Annotated in this window: 13 protein-coding genes and 3 pseudogenes; 12 read left to right on the top strand and 4 right to left on the bottom strand. The window is 66.6% G+C overall.

From position 1 onward, the window contains the following. Positions 1-46: 46 nt before the first annotated feature. Positions 47-1546 (top strand): annotated as a pseudogene (locus QZV97_RS03240) (IS66 family transposase); the annotation flags it as partial. A gap of 35 nt (positions 1547-1581) precedes the next feature. Here the strand turns inward: QZV97_RS03240 and QZV97_RS03235 are convergent. Next, positions 1582-2670, bottom strand: a pseudogene (locus QZV97_RS03235) (IS1182 family transposase); the annotation flags it as partial. 114 nt (positions 2671-2784) lie between these two features. Continuing rightward, a complete protein-coding gene (locus QZV97_RS03230) occupies positions 2785-3693 on the bottom strand; it encodes an AraC family transcriptional regulator (RefSeq protein WP_295638371.1) in 909 nt (302 codons plus the stop codon). 184 nt (positions 3694-3877) lie between these two features. Here QZV97_RS03230 and QZV97_RS03225 point away from each other — a divergent pair, with 184 nt between their 5' ends. From QZV97_RS03225 to QZV97_RS03175, 11 genes and pseudogenes are all read left to right on the top strand, one after another. Beyond that, the gene (locus QZV97_RS03225; protein WP_295638367.1) at positions 3878-4486 is read left to right on the top strand and encodes a nuclear transport factor 2 family protein; all 609 of its coding nucleotides are present in this window, start codon (positions 3878-3880) and stop codon (positions 4484-4486) included. A gap of 70 nt (positions 4487-4556) precedes the next feature. Next, positions 4557-5807 (top strand): aldo/keto reductase, encoded by a 1251-nt coding sequence (locus tag QZV97_RS03220; RefSeq protein WP_295638362.1) that lies wholly within the window; start codon positions 4557-4559, stop codon positions 5805-5807. A 100-nt stretch (positions 5808-5907) separates the two neighbouring features. Further along, positions 5908-6759, top strand: coding sequence for an SDR family oxidoreductase (locus tag QZV97_RS03215; RefSeq protein WP_295638359.1), 852 nt, complete (start codon positions 5908-5910; stop codon positions 6757-6759). Next, positions 6735-7139 (top strand): annotated as a pseudogene (locus tag QZV97_RS03210) ((2Fe-2S)-binding protein); the annotation flags it as partial. The gene QZV97_RS03215 and the pseudogene QZV97_RS03210, both read left to right, overlap by 25 nt. Positions 7140-7149: 10 nt before the next feature. After that, a complete protein-coding gene (locus tag QZV97_RS03205) occupies positions 7150-9384 on the top strand; it encodes a xanthine dehydrogenase family protein molybdopterin-binding subunit (protein ID WP_295638354.1) in 2235 nt (744 codons plus the stop codon). 9 nt (positions 9385-9393) lie between these two features. Beyond that, positions 9394-10440, top strand: a complete 1047-nt coding sequence (locus tag QZV97_RS03200) for an XdhC family protein (protein WP_295638351.1) — start codon at positions 9394-9396, stop codon at positions 10438-10440. Between the two features lie 301 nt (positions 10441-10741). Beyond that, positions 10742-12943 carry a DEAD/DEAH box helicase family protein gene (locus QZV97_RS03195; protein WP_295638348.1) on the top strand — a complete coding sequence of 734 codons (2202 nt, stop codon included), beginning with the start codon at positions 10742-10744 and terminating at the stop codon, positions 12941-12943. A gap of 17 nt (positions 12944-12960) precedes the next feature. Next, complete coding sequence (dinG, locus tag QZV97_RS03190; RefSeq protein ID WP_295638345.1) at positions 12961-15102, top strand: ATP-dependent DNA helicase DinG; 2142 nt, start codon at positions 12961-12963, stop codon at positions 15100-15102. Between the two features lie 63 nt (positions 15103-15165). Continuing rightward, on the top strand, positions 15166-16602 hold the full coding sequence (locus QZV97_RS03185) for a hypothetical protein (protein ID WP_295638342.1): 1437 nt from the start codon (positions 15166-15168) through the stop codon (positions 16600-16602). 100 nt (positions 16603-16702) lie between these two features. Then, positions 16703-18034 (top strand): metallophosphatase family protein, encoded by a 1332-nt coding sequence (locus tag QZV97_RS03180; protein WP_295638339.1) that lies wholly within the window; start codon positions 16703-16705, stop codon positions 18032-18034. A gap of 73 nt (positions 18035-18107) precedes the next feature. Continuing rightward, complete coding sequence (locus tag QZV97_RS03175) at positions 18108-18341, top strand: hypothetical protein (RefSeq protein ID WP_295638336.1); 234 nt, start codon at positions 18108-18110, stop codon at positions 18339-18341. Positions 18342-18519: 178 nt separating this feature from the next. Here QZV97_RS03175 and QZV97_RS03170 read toward each other — a convergent pair whose 3' ends face one another. Together QZV97_RS03170 and QZV97_RS03165 are read right to left on the bottom strand one after the other, a co-directional pair. Continuing rightward, a complete protein-coding gene (locus QZV97_RS03170) occupies positions 18520-19479 on the bottom strand; it encodes an SOS response-associated peptidase family protein (protein WP_295638333.1) in 960 nt (319 codons plus the stop codon). A 1-nt stretch (position 19480) separates the two neighbouring features. Beyond that, the gene (locus QZV97_RS03165; protein ID WP_295638330.1) at positions 19481-19804 is read right to left on the bottom strand and encodes an H-NS histone family protein; all 324 of its coding nucleotides are present in this window, start codon (positions 19802-19804) and stop codon (positions 19481-19483) included. Positions 19805-19863: the final 59 nt, after the last annotated feature.

Below are 19863 nucleotides of genomic sequence, written 5' to 3'. Positions count from 1 at the left end.
CAGCGCCGCGACCACCGCCGAGCCCGATACCAACGAGGTCATCGTGCTGCGGCACCAGGTGGCCGAGCTGCAGCGGCAGGTGGAATGGTTCAAGCGGCAGCTGTTCGGCACCAAGAGCGAGCGCTACGCGCCGCTGCCCGATCCGCAGCAGATGCACCTGGGCCAGGTGTTGCCCATGCCGCCGTGCGACGGCGGCGGCCAGCAGCAGGTGCCCGCGCACACGCGGCGCAAGCCCAAGAGCGACTTCGCCGACGACGCGACGAGCGCGCCGTTCTTCGACGAGGACAAGGTCCCGGTGCTGGTGATCGAGGTGCCGAACCCCGAGGTGAAGGACCTGCAGGCCGACCAGTACGAGGTCATCGGCGAGAAGACCACTCACCGCCTGGCGCAGCGCCCGGGCAGCTACGTGGTACTGAAGTACGTGCGCCCGCTCATCAAGCGGCGTGACACGCAGACGCTGCACTGCCCGCCGGCGCCGGCCGGCGTCATCCAGGGCAGCCGCGCGGACGTGAGCTTCGTCGCCGCGATGGTGGTCGACAAGTTCGCATACCACCTGCCGCTGTACCGCCAGCACCAGCGGCTAGGCGACTCGGGCATCACCGTCAGCCGGCCGTGGCTAACGCAGCTCACACAGCAGGCGGCGCAGTTGGCCGAGCCGATCTACGAGGCGCAGTTCGACTCGATCCGCGCCGCCCGCGTCAAGGCGATGGACGAGACGCCGATCAAGGCCGGTCGAGCCGGGCCGGGCAAGTTGAAGTGCGGCTACTTCTGGCCGGTATATGGCGAACTCGACGAGGTGTGCTTCCCGTACTTCGAGTCTCGCAGGCACGAGCACGCGCAAGGTGCGTTGGGGCTGACGCCGGCGCCGGGATCGGTCCTGCTGAGCGACGGCTACGAGGCGTACACGCGGTATGCCGAGAAGACCCGGATAACGCACGCGCAATGCTGGGTGCATTGCCGCCGCGGGTTCTTCGAGGCGATGGGCGCGGAGCCGCAGGCCGCGGGCGAGGCCATGCGCCAGATCGCCGTGCTGTACGACATCGAGGAAGAGATCCGGCGCGCCAAGCTCGGCGGCGAGGCCAAGCGGCTGCATCGCCTCACGCACAGCAAGCCGCTGGTCGAAGCGTTCTTCGAGTGGGTCCAGCGTCAGTTCGATCAGCAGGGGCTGCTGCCGAGCAACCCATTGACCAAGGCGCTGGCATATGCGCGAGAACGCCAGGCGGCGCTGCAGGTGTTCCTCGGCGACCCTGACGTGCCGATGGACACGAACCACCTCGAGCGAGCTCTGCGCGCGATCCCGATGGGCAGGCGCAATTGGCTGTTCTGCTGGACCGAGGTCGGCGCGAGGCACGCGGGCATCCTGCAGAGCCTGATCGTCACCTGCCGGCTGCACGGGATCGACCCGTACACCTACTTCGTGGACGTGCTGCAGCGCGTGGGCGAGCATCCGGCTTCCCGCGTGGCCGAGCTCACGCCGCGGCTGTGGAAGCAGCACTTCGCCGAAAACCCATTGCGCTCGGATCTGTACAAAGCGACGGCCCTGTAGACAAGAACGCCGTCGGCTTACCGCTTACGCCCGTTCTCCTCTCGCGTGAACCGATAGATCGCGCGCTGCCCGGCTGGGCACTGGTACTCGTCGTCCCTGGCGATATATATGAAGTCGGCCTTGTCGAAGCGTCCATCGGCCTTGGCGTTGGAGGTCATGGGCTTAGGAACGTAGGCCACGATTCCCGCGTCGTCGCAGGCCTTGAGTTCGGGGCCGCTGTAGTAGCCACGGTCGGCAAGGGCCTGCAGCTTGGTCTTGCCCATCGCCTCACGCGCAGCTTGCGCCATCTTGTTGAGTTGAGCCCGATCGCTGCCCACGTTGGTGACCTCGTGCGCGACGATCAGGTGGTGCTTGGCATCGACCACCGTTTGCACGTTGTAGCCAACCACGCCGGTGCCCTAAGCTTGCGACATCATCGAGCGCGCGTCGGGATCGGTCAGCGACAGCTGCGCGTCGGGCTCGCGCGTCAACCGGTCCTTGATGCGATCCATCCGTCGCATCTGGTCGCGCAGCGTCTTGATCTTCTCCTGCAGCCGCTCGGTCTTGCCCTCGATCTCCGCCGGCTGCGTGCGATCGGCCGTCTCCAGCGCGTCCAGGTAGCGCTGGATGCTCTCTTCGATCTGCTGCTGGCGCTTGTCGATCTTGCCGGGCGTGAAGTTGCGGTCACGGCTGTTGACCGCCTTGAACTTACTGCTGTCGACCGCCACGATCGCCTGCGAGAACAGCTTCAGCTCTCGGCACAGCACGACGAAGCGACGACAGACGTTGCGGATGCCTTTGCCGTTGTCGCGCCGGAAGTCGGCGATCGTCTTGAAGTCCGGCGCCAGGCGACCGGTCAACCACATCAGCTCGACATTGCGCTGGCACTCGCGCTCCAGCCGGCGGCTCGACTGGATGCGGTTGAGGTAGCCGTAGATGTAGACCTTCAGCAGCGTCGCCGGGTGGTACGCCGGGCGGCCGGTGGCCGCCGGAGTGGCGCCTTCGAAGCCAAGCTCGGTCATGTCGAGCTCGCCGACGAATGCATCGATCACCCGCACCGGGTTGTCTTCGGCGATGTAGTCGTCCAGGCACTCGGGCATCAACGACACCTGCTGCCGGTCTTCCCCTTCGATGAAACGGCCCACCCCCGTCCCCTCATCCAACGCGTTGGCGAAGCATACGGGCGTGAGGCGTTTTCACACAGCCTCGGCCAAATCCAGACGTTCGTGAGCGGACGCCGCCATGGCAGGCAAACGTTCCTAGGTGGGGCGCATTCGCCTAACGTCTTCTCGTGGCGGCGCCCCGAACAGCCGGCTGTACTCGCGGCTGAACTGAGAGGGGCTTTCGTAGCCCACGAGGCCACCTGCTCTGCCTGCGTCAATGTTTTGGCTCACCATCATTTGGCGAGCCTCCAGTAGCCTCAGTTGCTTCTGGTACTGGAGAGGGCTGGTGCCGGTGATGGATCGGAAGTGCTGCCGAAAGGTCGACGGGCTCATGTGTGCGAGCGCGGCGAGTTCGTCGACGTGCAGCGGCTGCTTGAAGTTCTGCTTGAGCCAAGCAACCGCCCTAGCGATCTGCTGACTGGGCGATCCGTTGAATGCCAAGTGCTGGAGCCGGAAGCCGTGTGGGCCGGCCAGGAGACGCACCGTGATTTCCCGTTGGATGAGGGGCGCGAGTTGCGGAATCAGCGCCGGCTCGGCGAGGAGGTTGACCAATCTGACCAGCGCCTCCATGAGAGGCGCATCCAGACTCTCAACGGCGATGGACGAACCGGGCGGCCGCCGCGGCGGAGCCAACCGCATCTCCGCGGCGACCTGCGTGACTTCGCGCGCGTCGAGGGTTAGCACCAGTGCAAGCACCGGCTCGTGAACGCTGGCTCGCGTCACTTGAGAGATCACCGGCAAGTCCACCGTCGTTAGCAATGATTGGCCCGGGCCGTAGTTGATGGCCTTCTCATCAAGCAAAACCTGCTTGGCCCCTTGCGCGACGACGGCAAGGCCAAGATGGTAGATGCACGGGAGCGGTTCGGTCGGGGCTTTGCGGCGATAGAGGAACAGAGCCGGGATGGCCGTTGCGTAGTCCCCGTCGGACGCTGCCATGGCGGCAACCGCTTGAGCCAGCCGGTCCGAGGCTGGGGTCGTTGGCTGTTTGGATGAGACGCTGTCCATGGGATTTCCGCCGGCTCTCGGGTCTGATCGATCCTAGCGCCGCGCTGCCTAGCCATCAGCCTTTTCGACGGAATGCCGTCATTTCAGGCAAGAACTCCGGCAGATCCGGCAAGACGTCGCCCGCCGATTTTTCGACACTGCGTTTCCATCGGTAGGCAACGGGCTTGGCCCAGGAGTAACGACCATGTCGTCAAAAGATCATCGCGCTGATCACGAACCGCGCATGGATGTTCCGAGCGAAGAAGGCCACGGGACGCTCGGTCGCCGGAGTTTCAACGTCGCAGGAATGGCTCTCACCGCGGCTTCGTTGATGACCCTGTCTGCCGCTGCGCAGGCTCAGCAACGCGAGGAGCGAACACGCGTTTCTCGAAACCGCGCAACGCTCGAGCGCTACTACAGCGCGCTCCAGAACAAGAACGCCGACGCGCTCCGCAGCGCGGTTGAAGAGGGCTTTGCGCCCGACGCGGTCCTGCGAATTTCGGACTCCTTGCCGTACGGCGGTACGCACGCCGGTCGAGACGTCATCCTCACGATGCTCATGGGATTCGTGACGACGACGACGCCGATCATCAGGCCCGAGCAAATCAAGATCGAACGCATGGTCGAGGAAGGCGACTCCATCGTAGCCAAAGCGGTCTTTCCATGGCTGGCGCCAGGTGCCCGCGAGCCGATTCCGATGTCCGCGTTCGAGTGGTTCGTGTTCCGCAACGGGCGCATCTCCGAAATGGTGGTGAGCTACTGGGATACAGCGGCATGCCTCGCCGCGATGAAGGCCGCCGGATCGAAGCCTTAAAGCTGCGTTGACGGAACTGCGGTGCGCGGTGCTGACTAAACGGTTTCCTTAACCTACACGGGAATTGAATATGAGCGAGAAGAAGGTTTGGCTCGTGACAGGTGCAAGAAGCGGCATGAGCGTTGACATCAACGGCCGGACTCTGCCGGATCGCCGCAGGGCACTTGCAGCGGGGCTTGGACTTGGCGCGGCAGCCTTGTTGACCGGTATGCCCACGGGCGCTCGAGCGCAGCAGGCCAACCCATCCGCCTTGCCGCAAGCCGCACCGAACGGGCGCCGCCGGCTCGGCTCCCTGGAAGTGTCCGCCCTTGGGCTTGGCTGCCAGAACTTCGCCGGGATGTATGGCCCACCGGTCGATCGGCAGGAGGCCATCCGGGTCATGCGGGCAGCCTATGACCGGGGCGTCACGTTCTTCGATGTCGCCGAGGTCTACGGGCCGTTCCTCGGCGAGGAGATGGTCGGCGAGGCACTGGCGCCGATTCGCGACAAGGTGGTGATCGCCACCAAGTTCGGTTTCGACATCACGCCGGACGGCCAGGTGCGGGGAGCTAACAGCCGACCGGACAACGTCAAGCGAGTGACCGAAGCCTCGCTGCGGCGCCTGAAGACTGATTACATCGACCTTCAGTATCAACATCGTGTCGATCCAACCGTGCCGATCGAGGATGTGGCCGGGGCGGTGCAGGACTTGATCCGCGAGGGCAAAGTCCGTTACTTCGGCCTGTCTGCTGCGGGTAGCGCGACCATCCGCCGGGCGCATCGAGTGCAGCCGGTCACGGCCGTGCAGAACGAGTACTCCGTCTGGACACGCGACCCGGAAATCGAAGTTCTTGCGACCTGCGAAGAGTTGGGCATCGGTTTCGTGCCTTGGAGTCCGCTCGGAATGGGTTATCTGACCGGCACCGTCACCCCGTTGATGGTGCATGGCAGCGCGGATCTGAGGGCTACGCTGCCCCGGTTCACCCCAGAGGCGCGCCGCGCGAACTGGCCTGTCGTCGAACTGCTGCAGCGCGTGGGCGCACGCAAACAGGCGACGCCTGGCCAGATCGCGCTCGCCTGGCTGCTCGCCCGCAAGCCGTGGATCGTGCCCATTCCAGGGCCGACCACACGGGGACACATGGAAGAAAACACGGACGCCCTGCAGCTGCAGTTGACTTCCGCGGACATCAAGGAGATCGAAGACGGCTTCGCCCGGATCCGTGTGCAGGGTGCGCGATTGAACGAACCGATGCTCGCGATGATTGATACCGGGGCCAAGTTGGGGACGAGCTCGAAGGGCGGGCACGGCATGTCTCCGCTGCCCCGCAACGCAAGGCAGTAGAGCCTCGCCCGCGTGCGAGTCTTCCCTGAATAACCAAGAGCGCGGACCCGAAGCGCGACGGCGCGGTTCGGCGTCCGGAGAGAAACACTGGAAGTGGAACATGACTGAGAAGAACGTCTGGTTCGTGACAGGAGCGAGCCGTGGCATGGGCGTGGACATCGCGAAGGCGGCCCTGGCCGCGGGGCACGCCGTCGTCGCGACGGGCCGCGACACGCAACCCGTGGCCAGAGCGCTCGGAGACGCGGAACACCTGCTGGTCGCCAGGCTCGACGTCACGCGTCCTGAGGACGCCGAGGCAGCGGTCGCCGCCGCTGTCCAGCGGTTCGGCCGCATCGATGTACTTGTCAACAACGCCGGAACCTTCTACGCGGGGTTCTTCGAGGAACTCCCTCCCGAGGACTTCCGAGCACAGGTCGAGACCAATCTGTTCGGCCCCGTCAACGTCACCCGTGCCGTACTTCCTGCCATGCGTGCCCGCCGCAGCGGCCTGGTCGTGACGATCTCCTCCATGGCGGGCATTGCGGGACAGTCGTTCGCTTCGGCCTACGCGGCGGCAAAGTTTGGCGTCGAGGGCTGGATGGAGTCGCTAGCCCCCGAAGTCGCTCCCTTCGGGATCCGCACCATGCTCGTGGAGCCCGGCTTCTTCCGCACCGACTTGCTCACCGAGCAGTCAACGAAGTATCCCGAGCCCTCGATCGACGACTACGCCGAAAACACCCGCGCGACTGTCGATGCCTGGAAGTCAATGAACGGACAGCAAGGAGGAGACCCCGCCAAGCTCGCCGACGCCCTGGTACAGCTTGCGGGGCGCAGGGAGCCGCCGGCCCGCTTCGCTGCCGGCACCGATGCACTGCATGCCTTCGAGACCAAGGCCAAGGCCTTGCTCACCCAAGCCGACGCCGATCGCTCCCTGTCGTCCTCGCTCTGGCCCTGCGCGATACGCTGGGCATGACAGGCACGAAGTTCGGCTGCGGCGCGGCCCTGTGCGGCGCGTGCACCGTGCATCTGGATGGACAGGCCATCCGCTCGTGCGTCACGCCGATCTCCGCGGCCGAGGGCAAGAAGATCACCACCATCGAAGCCGCCACGAATGGAAGCGACCGTGTCGGCGCCGCCGTGCACGCTGCGTGGGTCAAGCACGACGTGGCCCAGTGCGGCTACTGCCAGAGCGGCCAGATCATGAGCGCGACCGCGTTCCTGAAGTCGGTGCCGCGCGGCAAACAGCCCAGCGCTGCCGACATCGACGCGGCCATGGCCGGCAACATCTGCCGCTGTGGCACCTACGCCCGCATCCGCGCCGCGGTGGCCGACGCCGCGCGCACCCTCGGCTGAAGGAGCCACCATGCTGCCGTACTTCGATCGCGGCGACATGCCGCGCGCCCTTCAGCGCCTGCTGACTCGGGACCAGGCCGACGATGCCGCCACGCTGCCTCGCCGCAGCTTCCTGAAGCTGGCTGGTGCCGGAGGGCTGGCGCTCGGCGCCTTCCCCCATCTGGCCATCGCACAGGCCGACGGTGCCGGCGCCCTGAAGCCGACGCAACAGCCGTCGGCCTTCGTGCACATCGCGCCCAACGGCGAGGTCACGGTGACCATCAACCGGCTGGAGTTCGGCCAGGGCGTGCAGACCGCGCTGCCCATGATCCTGGCCGAGGAGCTCGACGCGGACTGGAGCAAGGTGCGCAGCCGACACGGCTCGAACGACGCGGCCTATCTCGACCCGCTGTTCGGCATTCACCTGACCGGCGGATCGAATTCGATCAAGAACAGCTTCACCCAGTATCGCGAGCTCGGCGCGCGCGCCCGCGCCATGCTGCTCGGTGCCGCCGCGGCGCGCTGGAACGTGGACGTGGCCAAGCTGAGCACGCACGCCGGCACGGTGCTCGGCCCGGGGGGCCGCAAGCTGGGTTACGGCGAACTGGCCGAGGCTGCGATGGCGCTGCCGGTGCCCGACAAGGTCACGCTGAAGGACCCCAAGGCCTTTCGCATCATCGGCCGCCCGACCGCGCGCCTGGACTCACGCGCCAAGAGCAGCGGGCGCCAGGACTTCGGCATCGATGTTCGCCTGCAGGGACAGCTGACGGCCGTGGTGGCCCGTCCGCCCGTGTTCGGTGCGCGCCTGTCTTCGGTGGACGACACCGCAGCACGCGCCATCAAGGGCGTGAAGGCGGTCCTGCGCGTGCCGCTGGACCGCGGCGCTGAAGGTGTGGCGATCGTGGCCCAGGGTTACTGGCCCGCCAAGCAGGGGCGCGATGCACTGAAGCTGCAGTGGGACATGGCCCCCGTCGAGAAGGTGGACAGCGAGCGGCAACTGGCGCAGTACCGCGAGTTGGCCGGTCGCCCGGGCCCGCGCCACTTCGACGCCGACATGGCGCCGCTGGCCACCGCACCGCGCAAACTCGAAGCGGAGTTCGTATTCCCGTACCTGGCCCATGCGCCGATGGAGCCGCTGAACTGCACGGTTCGGCTTGCTGGCGAGCGGGCCGAGGTCTGGACCGGCTCCCAGTCGCCCGGGCTGGACGCCGCTGCGGCCGCGCGCGTGCTGGGCCTGAAGCCCGAGCAGGTGGCGGTGCACGTGCAGATGGCAGGCGGCGGCTTCGGCCGGCGCATGTCGAGCACGAGCGACTTCGTGGTCGAGGCCTGCGAGATCGCCAAGGCCGCGCGTAATGCCGGCCTGGACGCACCGGTGCGCACGCTCTGGAGCCGCGAGGACGACATGCGCGGCGGCTACTACCGTCCCATGCACCTGCACCGCGCGCACATCGGATTCGACGACCGCGGCAAGGTGCTGGCGTGGGACCACGTCATCGTCGGCCAGTCCGTCACCACGGGCTCGGTGTTCGAGCAGTTCATGGTGAAGAATGGCATCGACGCCACGGCGACGGAGGGTATGCGCGATCCCTACCCGCTGCCGATGCGCCTGACCGTGCAGCACCCCAAGCTCAACGTGCCGGTGCTGTGGTGGCGCAGCGTGGGTTCCACTCACACGGCCTTCGTGATGGAGACCCTGATCGACGAGATCGCCCGCAGCACGAAGCAGGACCCGGTGGCCTACCGCATGGGCTTGTTCGGCGACAAGCACCCGCGCCACCGCGCCGCGCTGCAACTGGCGGTCGACAAGAGCGGCTATGGCAAGAAGCGACTGCCTGCCGGCCGTGCCTGGGGCGTGGCGGTGCACGAGTCGTTCTCGACGGTTGTCGCTTATGTCGTCGAGGCCTCGATGCGCCAGGGCCGGCCGGTGCTGCATCGCGTGACGGCCGGCGTGCACTGCAACCTGGCAGTGAACCCGCGCACCGTGGAGGCCCAGGCCCAGGGCGCGGCGATGATGGGCTTGTCGATGTGCTTGCCGGGTGCCGCCATCACCTTGAAGGATGGCCAGGTGGAGCAGAGCAACTTCGGCGACTACACCGTGGCCCGCATCACCGACATGCCGCAGTTCGATGTGCACATCGTGCCCAGCGCCGACGCGCCCACCGGGATGGGCGAGCCGGGACTGCCCCCGCTGGCCCCCGCGTTCGCCAACGCCGTTGCCCGGCTGACCGGCAAGCCGCTGCGACAGTTGCCTTTCAATCTGGCCTGACGCGGCGCCATGGAAGATCTCGACACCCTGGTCCTGCGTACCGCGCTGGACTGGCAGGCGGCAGGTCTGCCCGTGGTGCTCGTCACCGTCGCGCGGACCTGGGGCTCCTCGCCCCGGCCGCCCGGCTCGCTGATGGCCATCAATGGGCGCGGGCAGACGGTTGGATCGGTGTCGGGCGGTTGCATCGAGGACGATCTGATCCAACGCATCCGGGATGGCGGCGTGAACGCGGTGTGCGCCAGTCTGGAGCCCACGACGCTGCGCTACGGCATCTCCACTGACCAAGCTCACCGCTTTGGCTTGCCCTGTGGGGGAACGGTGGAACTGGTGCTCGAGCCCTTGTCGGCGCACAGCCGTCTGGAGGCGTTGCTCGACGCCTGTGTGCAGCGGCGCAGTAGCGCGCGAACCTTGGACTTGCGTACCGGAAGGGTGGTACTGCGGGAAGGCAGACGCGATGGCATACCGCAGCTCACCGAAGCCGCTCTGACCACGTACCTGGGGCCGCAGTTTCGACTCATCGCGATCGGAGCAGGCGATCTGTCGCGCTACCTGTGCCAGATGGCGCTAAGTCTGGGTTTCGAGGTGATCGTCTGCGACCCGCGCGAGGAGCACCGAGCCAGCTGGACTCTGGACGGCGTGTTGCTGAGCCGCGAGATGCCGGACGACCTGATCCTGCGAATGACGCCGGATGCTCGTACCGCCGTCGTGGCGCTGACGCACGACCCGAAACTCGATGATCTGGCACTGATCGACGCTTTGCAGTCCGATGCGTTCTACGTGGGCGCCATCGGCTCGCGTCGCAACAGCGCTCAGCGTCGAGAGCGCTTGCGCGAGCACTTCGATCTCTCCGAGCCTGCACTGCAGGCCCTGCACGGGCCGGCGGGCCTGTTCATCGGCAGCAAGACGCCCGCCGAGATCGCGCTTTCGATCATGGCTGAAGTGGTGGCGGTAAATAAGAATGGTGTTCCGGTGAGCGAATCGATGTCGGTTGCTCAAGACAAGTTGCACCAACAGCTTCTGCCCCGCGTCGCCAGACCCAGCGTCAAGGCACCTTGACAGGCCGCCCTGGAAAGGCAGATGACAGCATTGGGTCGGTGGCTGCCGCCCGAACCCGGATGACCAACGGCCGGTCTCCGCCAGGTCGCTGACTCCGATCCCGCATCCGCTCCGCGGCGCGCGCCGCACGCATCAAAGGCGAGAACGACAAGCACGGCCCTCGGGACTTGCCCCAGCGCGCAAGCTCTGGGCGGCGGCCTGTGCCTTCGCGGCCGCGCGCACCAAGCCCCTGGATTTGAGCTGGGGTTGAAGCAAGCGAAGCGCATCGGACTATCGATCGGCAACTCGAAGGAGGCCGATCATGTCGAACACCGAATTCCTGTCTCCCCGGAAACCGCGGCAGGTTGAAGGGCAGTCGCTGCTGAGCATGGATGAGTGCCGGCAGATCGCAGGCGAGTTCGACGGCACAACGGAGCGCATCGATGCGCTGCTCGAGAAGTGGTCGGCCATCAAGCCCGGCGTCAAACGCCACACGATCATCCGTGCGGCCAAGCGCGGCGGCTACCAAACGACGAAGGACCGGAAGGACTGGACACCCGAAGAAGACCGGTTCCTGCGCGAGAACTGGCACCGCATGTCGGCTGACGAGATCGCGGCCGCGCTGGGCCGCGGCTTCAACTCGGTCAACCTGCGGCGAAAGCGGATCGGGATCGGGCGGTACGACGGCGAGGACCTGACGATCCGCGACCTCGAGGAACAGACCCGCATCGACCACCGGCAGTGGCACGACTTCGTCGCTCGGGGATGGCTCCGGCCCCGGCAGCGCGGCCGCCGCAAGGGTGCGGCGCCGATCACCTACGTCAGCGTGAACGCCCTCCGCTCGTTGCTGAAGGAACATCCCGAGATCTACGACTACCGTCGGGCGCCGAAGGCAACCATCGTCGCACTGGAGTTGGACCGGCTGCCTGACCCGCCGGCGTGGAAACGCGTCGTGTGCAGATCCTCGTCCTGGCGGGAGCAGATCAAGCCGACGCCCACGGGTCGCACGGTCACTCACGGCGCTGCCCCGATGGAGATGCGCCTTCACACCTTCCGCCACCGCTCCTGCGAAGAGGAGGGCGGCACGCCATTCTGGGCGCTGCTGTACGCGTCGCCTTCGTGCCCGCGTTGCGGCTGCCAAGTGTCCCGGTACTCCGAGGAAGGGCTGTTCACCGACCTCGATCCGGGCAACGACGAGGTCATCGACATCCAGGCACGCAAGCTCGGCCTCACTTGGCGAGACGGCAAGCTGCGCGACGCCAATGGCAACGTGGTCAGCGATCGCGACATCCTGAGTTCGCTGTTCAGCGCCGGCCGGCGTGCGGCGAGGTCGATCAAGGCGTTCGAGAACCTCCTAGATGCCGGCCTGAGCCTGGCGCAGTCGAAGCCGGTGGCGCCGCATCGCCTGCTGGCCAACATCCTCGACATCGAGCTGCGCGCCGATCAGGAGCAGGCGCTGCAGACCTTTGTAGAGACCGGCTCGATGACCGCGGCCCATGCGATGAGTTTCGGCAAGAGCACGTTGGGAATGATGGCCATGACGCGCATCGCCGGCCGGCATCTGTTGATGGTCGACACTCAACTGCTGCGCGAGCAGTGGATCGAGAAGCTGACCACGCTGGCTCCGCGGATCGCGGTAGGACGCTGCCACAAGCCGGCCAAACATGTCCTCACGATCTACGACCGCGAGGGCACCGTGCGCTGCGTGATCGACATCTTCAGCTACCAGACTCGGGCCAGGCTCGACGGCCCCTGGGTCGTGGGCTGCTTCGATGAGGTGCACCGGCTGCCGGCAGCGCTTGCCCACCGCCACGCTTTCGCACGAACCGAGTACCGCATCGGGTTGTCGTCGACGCCGGACCTGCGCTGCGACGGCCGCGGTGCGTTCGTTTCCCGGATGACCGGCGCGCTCGTGGGCGATGACTGGACCGAGCAGATGTGCACCGGCGTGGTCAAGCGCATCCCCGTCAAGGTCATCCTCGTCGAGGACCGCGAACACAAGCACGAGGTCGTCGGTGAGATCCTGCGGCAGTACGGATCGGTCGTCGTGCTGTGCGAGGCGATCGAAGACGGCCGCGAGCTCGAACTGCGCTACGGCATCCCCTTCATCCACAGCCAGACGAAGCACAAGCTCAAGGTGTTGCGCGCGGCCAGGAGCATGGTGCTGTCGCGCATCGGCGACACCGGCATCAGCGTGCCGCACTGCGAGGTGACGGTCGATCACTCGGGCCTGTTCGGCTCACGCATCCAAAGCCTGCAGCGTCTGGGCCGGCTCATGCACTCCGATCGCGCGCGCTTCCACTGCGTCCTGATGACGCGCGTCGAAAGGTACGAGCGCTTTGCCGGACGCGTCGAAGCGATCCGAAAGAAGGGCTTCGAGGTCGTTGAGGAGGTGGCGGCCCGGAAGGAGGCGAGCGTGCAAAGACTGCTGAGCCCGGCGCTGCAAGCTCGCGTATCGGCGCAGGAGAACCCTTACCTGTCCATGCTCGGCTGGCTGAAGGACAGCTTGAGCCGCGCGGCCTGACTCGTAGCCTCAAGTCCATGGTGACCGAGGACGAGAAGGCGCAGATTCGCCTCTGCATGGACGCGCTGCGCGAAGGCATCGAGGGATTCCGCTCGCGCCGGCCGCAGCTCGAGATGATCGCCACAGTGGCCACCACGCTCGCCGCATGCCGCGGCGAAGAGGATCCGCCGGCCGATGGCGAGCACATCGCAGTTGTCGAGGCGGGCACCGGCACCGGCAAATCGTTCGGTGCCTTGGTGCCGGCCATGGTGATGGCGCGCTCGCGTGGCCGCCGCCTGGTCGTGTCGAGTTCGACGGTCGCGCTGCAGCACCAGTACGCGGAAAAGGATGCCCCGACGCTTCAGCGCTCGATCCCGTTCGGTTTCACGTTCGCGGTGGCCAAGGGGCGCCGCCGCTACGCGTGTGCCGCAAAGCTCGCCGCCGCTGCGGCTGAAGCCGGACAGCGCGAGATCGATCTAGGAGACGAGCCACCTGCCACGGACACAAGTGCCGACCGCCGGCGGCGCACCATCATCATTGGCTTGGCCGAGAACTTCGATGCCGAGCGCTGGAACGGCGATCGCGACGAATTCGCGGTGCCGGTCCCAGACGAGATCTGGAGCGACCTGACAACAGACCGCCAGGGTTGCTCGGGGAACCGATGCGCCGAGTTCGCGCGGTGCCCCTTCTACGCGGCGAGACAGCGGGTCAAGGAAGCCGACCTCGTGATCGCCAACCACGACCTGGTCCTGTCCGTGATGGAGATGGAGGCGGGCAGCGTGCTGCCCGCGCCCTCGGAAACGATCTATGTCTTCGACGAGGCGCACAGCCTGGCGGCCAAGGCGGTCGAGCACCTGTCGGCGAAGCACGCCCTTCGTGGCGCGCAGGAGTGGCTGCGCGACTCGATCGAGGCCGTCCGGAATGCCGTGCTGGCAATGCGCCTGCCGGACAGCTTGCTGCACGATGCACGAGCCAGCGTGGAGCAACTCGTCGCTGCACTGGACGCGCTGAGGCAGCGCATCCACGCGCTGCGGGCCTTCGACGAGAAGAAGGCCCGGCGCTTCAAGAGCGGCGAACTGCCGTCGTGGGTGCGCGATGCCGGCGAGTCCGCGCAGACAGCAGGCCGTGCGCTCGAGAAGACCTTCGCCGCGCTGCGCGAGGCGCTTCTGGAGAGGGCGCCCTCCGAGGGAGCTCTCGCCACGCGCGTGCTGTCGTCACTCGGCTTCTACGTCGGCAAGCTCGAGAACCTGCTCAGCACCTGGGAGCTGATGCTCGCGCAAGACGCGGCGGACGAGGCGCCGATCGCGCGATGGATCGAGCTCCATGAGGACGCGAGCGGCGGCGCCGACTACCTTGTGTGCGCCGCGCCGATCAGCGGCAGCGACCGCTTGCGAAAGCTGCTGTGGAACCGGGCGAGCGCGGTCGTGTTGATGTCCGCCACGTTGACATCGTGCGGGACCTTCGACCTGTTCCTCCGACAGTCGGGGTTGGCGATCTTTCGGGGACTGCGGCTCCTGCGGGTGGAGTCACCCTTCGACTACCGCTCCAACGCGAAGCTCGTGATCCCGGCCATGCGATCGGACCCGGCGAACTCCGAGGCGCACACGAGGGAGGTCGTGGATCGCCTGCCCGGGCTCGTGCGCACGCGCGGGACGCTGGTGCTGTTCGCGTCGGCTAAGCAGATGCGCGCCGTGTACGGGCAGGTCGACGAAGGCCTGCGACGCATCACGCTCATGCAGGGAACGATGCCCAAGATGGAGATGCTGGCACGCCATCGGGCCGCCATCGATCGAGGGGACAGCTCCGTGCTGTTCGGCCTGCAAAGCATGGCCGAAGGGGTGGACCTGCCGCGCGACTACTGCACGCACCTCGTCTGGGTCAAGCTGCCCTTCTCGGTGCCGGACAGTCCGCTGGAAGAGGCGCGGCGTGAATGGGTCGAGTCGCAGGGCCGCTCGTCGTTCATCGAGATCACGCTGCCCGAGACGGCGGTGCGCTTCAAGCAGGGGCTCGGGCGCCTGCTGCGAACCACCGAGGACCAAGGCACGGCGACGGTCCTGGATCGGCGGCTGGTGACGAAGCGCTGGGGCGGTCTGCTCATGCGGGGCCTGCCGGACTTCGAAGTCATCGTCGAGCCGGTTCGAGGCGCGCCGGCCGGGCGGCGAGCGCAGGCGTCGACTTGAAGGCGAGCAGTCTCGCGAGAGCATGGGCTCTCGATACCTCACATGGTGATGAAGGAGCGATGAATGGCGGCGATGGATAGTGGCTCGACGAACGGACGCACCCAACTGGCACCGGTGTCCTCAGGAGCGCTCGCCGTGCCGACGCTGCTCGGCCGCTCGGCGATGAGGATTCCGATCGGCGGGCGCATCCGGGCCGGCATCAAGGTGCTGACCAGGAAGGCGGAGGAGTCTGCCGAGGCGAGGGCGATCTACGGCGCCGGCGTCGCGGCCGGCAAGGCCTTCGACACGATCGAGCGTGAGATCGCGCAGCGGTGCCCGAGCCTGAAGAATCCGCTGACCCCGAAGAACGTCCCGTACTTCACCGTGCGCGGCGAAGACTTCCCGAACCCCGAACTGGCTCGGCAGATCATGGACATGTATGCCGAGGACCGGGGCGAGGGAGGGAAGCGGCTCTACCGGTTCCCGGTGGTGTTTCCCGCCGACGCCTGGCAGAACGTGATGCCGCACGAGCTGGTGACCTGGACCGCGAGCGAGCGGCGCTACTGGTCCGAGTATTCCGAGGACGGCCAGACGCGGTACTGCAAGACGCACGAAGCGGTGCCCGTGGACGGAAACGGCCGGCGCACGATCCGCATCTTCGGCGGCCGCAAGACGGTGCTGCGTGAAGAGAACGCGGGCCTGTGCGACCCCGAGTCGTGCCCCGAGTACCAGGCGAAGAAGTGCAACCTGACGGGGCGCTTCATCTTCTTCATCCCGGGCATCAAGTCGATCAGCGCCTTCGATTTGCAGACGAACAGCTTCTACGCGATGCAGGCCGCGATCGAGAAGTTCACGACGATCGGCTTCATGCGCGGCGGGCGCATCTCCGGCTTCCTCGACGGGCAGCGCACCCCCTTCTACATCAGCAAGCGCCTCGTCGAGGTGTCGCGCATCGATGACGAAGGCCGAGCGACCCGCGTCGCGCAATGGCTGATCGAACTGGAGGCGCCGGTGGACGTGACGTCCCTGCTGCGGCCCGACGATGGCCTGGAAGCGCTTGAAGCGCGGGCCGGCGAGGCCGCGGCCATGCTTGATGGCGGCCACGTCGAAGCGCGTCCGGCCGGCGACTCCGATGACGGGGTAGTCGACGTCGCCGCTCGGGCCGTCGATGGGCCCGAGCTGTCTTCGCAGGCGCAGGGCGGCAGCCAGCGGCGGGAAGCCTGGGCCCCCACGGAGCAGAGCACGCGAACCGAAGCGGCGGGGGCGCCTCGCGAAGGACGCGACCGCACGGCGCCGCGCGCGGCCGCTGGGGCGGACGAACTCGCGGGCATCTTCGGCGCCGCGGCAGCCCTCGGTGTCGAGCAGGCAAGGTTCGAGGCCTATGCGGACAAGCGGTGGGGCAGGGGCTGGAAGCTCGCCACCGGCGGGCGCAAGCGCGCGCTCGAGGAGGTGAGCTCGTTCGCGGACGACGCTGCGGGGTTTCAGGAGAAGGTGCGAGGCGAACTCGAAGTCTTCTCATGACGTGCGCGCCATGGGGTTGATGAAGAACCCGGTGCGGCGAACATCAATCACGCGCGGGCGCCACAGCGAAGCCCGCGCCGCATAGCAAAGGAGCCATCGAATGATCAGGGTAGGGCACTTCTCCGACTTGCACTATTGCGAGAAGAATCTGCAGGAAGCGGACCGCTGCTTCGGCTTTGCGGTCGATGAGGCGATCCGGAACGGGATCGACGTTGCCGTGATCTCCGGTGACGCGACGGACCATGCGCTCGACGTGCACAGCCCGGCGGTGGTGCGGCTGGCTCGCCAGGTCCTGCGGCTGGCCGACCACTGTCCTGTGCTGATGCTGCAGGGCACCTTCTCGCACGAGCCGCCCGGGACGTTGTCGATCTTCCCGCTGCTCGCAGGGCGACATCCCATCCACGTCGCCGACCGGATCTCCCAGGTTGCGCTGGGCATCGACGGCAGGTGGGCGCAGGCCGAGGGCTGGCGGTTCGATCAGGTGCCATCCGGTACGCGAACCCTGTTCACCTGCATTCCCACCGTCAACAAGGCCGCCGTCGCGGCGGTGGTCGGCGCGGCCGACGCGGCGGTCGCCCAAGGACAGGAACTGGCCTCGTTGCTGAGTGGCTACGCGCGCATCCACGCCGCGGCGCGTGCTGACCTCGTACCAACCATCGGTGTCTCGCACGGCACCGTCATGGGCTGCTTGACCGAGCACGGGGTGCCGATGGCTGGCTTCGACCACGAGTTCACGACCGGATCGCTGTTCGCCGCGCAGGCGCAAGCATTCCTGCTCGGCCACATTCATCGACATCAGGTGTGGGAGCAGGAAGGGCGGGCGATTGCCTATGCCGGGTCGATCGGCCGTTTCCACCACGGCGAGGTGGGCGACAAGGGTTTCGTGCTGTGGGAGGTTGGCGCGTCCGTGACTCGGCTCGAACTGGTGGCCACGCCGGCGCGGCGCACCGTGGACCTCTTCTTCGAGGGGAAGCCCGACCTTTCGCGGATCGAGGCTGCTGTGCAGGAACAGCGCCTGCAGGGGGCTCACGTGCGCGTGCGATGGGTCGTGGCCGACGAGGATCGCCATGAAGTCGACCGGGACGCGATCAAGCGCGTGCTCGCGGGTGCGGCGGACGTGCAACTCGAAGGGCGCGTCGTACCCGTGGTGCGCAGCCGGGCGGCAGGGATCTCGCGCTGCGCCGGCTTGGCGGACAAGGTCCGCATGTGGTCGAGCGTCACGTCGACGCGCCCGGAACCCCTGCTCGAGTGCCTGGCGCGGTTGGCTGAAAGCGAGCCCGCGAAGGTAGCAGCCGCCGCTCTGGCGCGGATCAGCGTGGAGCCGAACGCGATCGTTGACGGATTGGCGCGAGAGGACGAGGCGGTCGGCCCAGCGCCGACGGACAAGGGCTCCGAACCTAAGGACCAACCGGCCGAGTACGAACTCTTCTGACCTTGAAAGGTCTGGTCTTTGCAAGACGTGTTGCGCCCGCAGATACTGGGTATCCAGTATTCAGCAGCGATGAATGCGCCACACCTTCCGGAGAATTCTTCATGTATGCGACGACTCCGCGCAGGAAGGGCTGCCCCAGGCTACCGAAGTCGTGTTGCGCTACGTGTGGGAAGGCCGCTTCGGCTCGATGCTGATCGAGGTTGCAGACGGCGTCGCGTATGTCAACGGCGCCAAGGTCGAGTCGCTGCATGCGGGCGGGAACGATGAAGCGCCGGCCAACTCACCAGCAAGAGGAGCGTCGTCATGAACCAGATGCTGCGCCAGACATACCGTCCGCGTCGCCAAGTCGTGCCTCACTGGCTGCGCAGGGTGTGGGCATGGCTCTGACCTGCTGAGACCATGAGAGGCGGCCGAGGCCCGCTTCCGCGGTCTGTGGGCTTACACCCCAGCGTCCACGCGATTCCGTGGGCTTGTCTCGCGGCCCGTCATGCGGCCAGCCGGTGCTCGTAGTACGGCCTTTCCCTCTCATCCAGGATCGCGTAGAGCGCGTCCAGTTTTCCCGGGTCAGGGTTCAGCCAGGCGTCCAGGTTCTCGGCACGGATCGGAATGATGCAGCGGTCATGCCCCGCCGCGGCCACTTCCGGCGGCGGTTCGTCCGTGATGGCCGCGAACGACAGCAAGTCATCCTCACCCGGTGCGGTCCAGCGCGACCACAGACAAGCCACCAGCATGACCTGCGTCGGCCGCGGTCTGAATTCGAGCACGACGTTCCCGACCTTCTCGCCTGGCTGCAGCTCGCGCCGCTCGACCCGATGCCTGTTGACGTTCTCGTAGAACGCGTTGACGACCATGATGCCGTGCGAGTGCCCGAACAGGCCACGCCAGAACCCCTGGAGGTTGTCGCGCCTGGCGTTGTAGAGGCCGGAGAACTTGGCGTCATATGACGCCGGCTTCCCCGCCGGCCGGCATTGGTAGCGCATCGGCTTGATGACGCGCCGCCCGTTCTCCATCACCATCAGTGGCGGGTAGTGGCCGGGAAAGATTCTGGCGTCCTCGTCCGTGAGCTCGGTTCGCCGCAGGTCGGAGAGCTTGCCCAAGGCCCACTCGATCTTGTCGCCGGCGATGCGCTTGTTCTCAAGGAAGGCCTTGGTGGTCTTCGTCTGCAACGTTCTCTCGGCGTCGGCCAAGCGCTTGCGCTGCTTGAACAGCTCCTGCTCGAGTCGGGTGGTCTCCTCCGCCTTGAACTCGTCGATCAGCATCTTGACTTGCCGCTCGTCGTCGCTCGCAGGTTCGGCGAAGGTCGCCTCCATGGCCTTCGGGATTGGAACTCTCGCGCCGGTGCTTCGTCGCCAGAAGAGATCGACGAAATCTTTGATGCTCAGCTCGGCGCCGAACCTCCTGACGTAGCGGCGGTAATCCGCCAGGATGTGCGCCGAGTAGCACACGTCACGCGGCCTGCTTCTCGATGAGATATGGCGCGCGGCTCTTGGCGCCCGCAATCCACCCCGGCGGCTTGCCGCGGCCGGTCCAGGTCTTGCCGGTCTTGGGGTCGCGGTACTTCGCGATGCCGATCGTCGCGGCCTTCTTGCCATTGGCCATCTTGCGGCGCTTTGCGCTGCCGTTCAAGCCGAGGTCCGCCGCCGTGAGGCCATAGGTCGCGACAGCCGCCTTGATGCTGGCAATCACCTTGCCGACTTCCGCCTTGCGCAGTGCCTGCGCCTCCTTTTCGAGCTTTGCGATCTCTGCTTGGAGCGAGGCGTAGGTCTTCATCTGCGGTTCCTTCATTCGTCATTGGGACAGGTTGTCATTTTCACAGGATTCGCTTGACC

Origin of the sequence: uncultured Methylibium sp., assembly GCF_902826655.1 — a bacterium.
Lineage (GTDB): Bacteria > Pseudomonadota > Gammaproteobacteria > Burkholderiales > Burkholderiaceae_C > Methylibium.
This window is presented reverse-complemented; position numbering and strand designations above follow the sequence as displayed.

Excerpts from the sequence above, each read along its gene's own strand:
- QZV97_RS03230 (WP_295638371.1), bottom strand. The coding sequence starts at position 3,693 with ATGGACAGCGTCTCATCCAAACAGCCAACGACCCCAGCCTCGGACCGG.
- QZV97_RS03225 (WP_295638367.1), top strand. The coding sequence starts at position 3,878 with ATGTCGTCAAAAGATCATCGCGCTGATCACGAACCGCGCATGGATGTT.
- QZV97_RS03220 (WP_295638362.1), top strand. The coding sequence starts at position 4,557 with ATGAGCGAGAAGAAGGTTTGGCTCGTGACAGGTGCAAGAAGCGGCATG.
- QZV97_RS03215 (WP_295638359.1), top strand. The coding sequence starts at position 5,908 with ATGACTGAGAAGAACGTCTGGTTCGTGACAGGAGCGAGCCGTGGCATG.
- QZV97_RS03205 (WP_295638354.1), top strand. The coding sequence starts at position 7,150 with ATGCTGCCGTACTTCGATCGCGGCGACATGCCGCGCGCCCTTCAGCGC.
- QZV97_RS03200 (WP_295638351.1), top strand. The coding sequence starts at position 9,394 with ATGGAAGATCTCGACACCCTGGTCCTGCGTACCGCGCTGGACTGGCAG.
- QZV97_RS03195 (WP_295638348.1), top strand. The coding sequence starts at position 10,742 with ATGTCGAACACCGAATTCCTGTCTCCCCGGAAACCGCGGCAGGTTGAA.
- dinG (WP_295638345.1), top strand. The coding sequence starts at position 12,961 with ATGGTGACCGAGGACGAGAAGGCGCAGATTCGCCTCTGCATGGACGCG.
- QZV97_RS03185 (WP_295638342.1), top strand. The coding sequence starts at position 15,166 with ATGGCGGCGATGGATAGTGGCTCGACGAACGGACGCACCCAACTGGCA.
- QZV97_RS03180 (WP_295638339.1), top strand. The coding sequence starts at position 16,703 with ATGATCAGGGTAGGGCACTTCTCCGACTTGCACTATTGCGAGAAGAAT.
- QZV97_RS03175 (WP_295638336.1), top strand. The coding sequence starts at position 18,108 with ATGCGCCACACCTTCCGGAGAATTCTTCATGTATGCGACGACTCCGCG.
- QZV97_RS03165 (WP_295638330.1), bottom strand. The coding sequence starts at position 19,804 with ATGAAGACCTACGCCTCGCTCCAAGCAGAGATCGCAAAGCTCGAAAAG.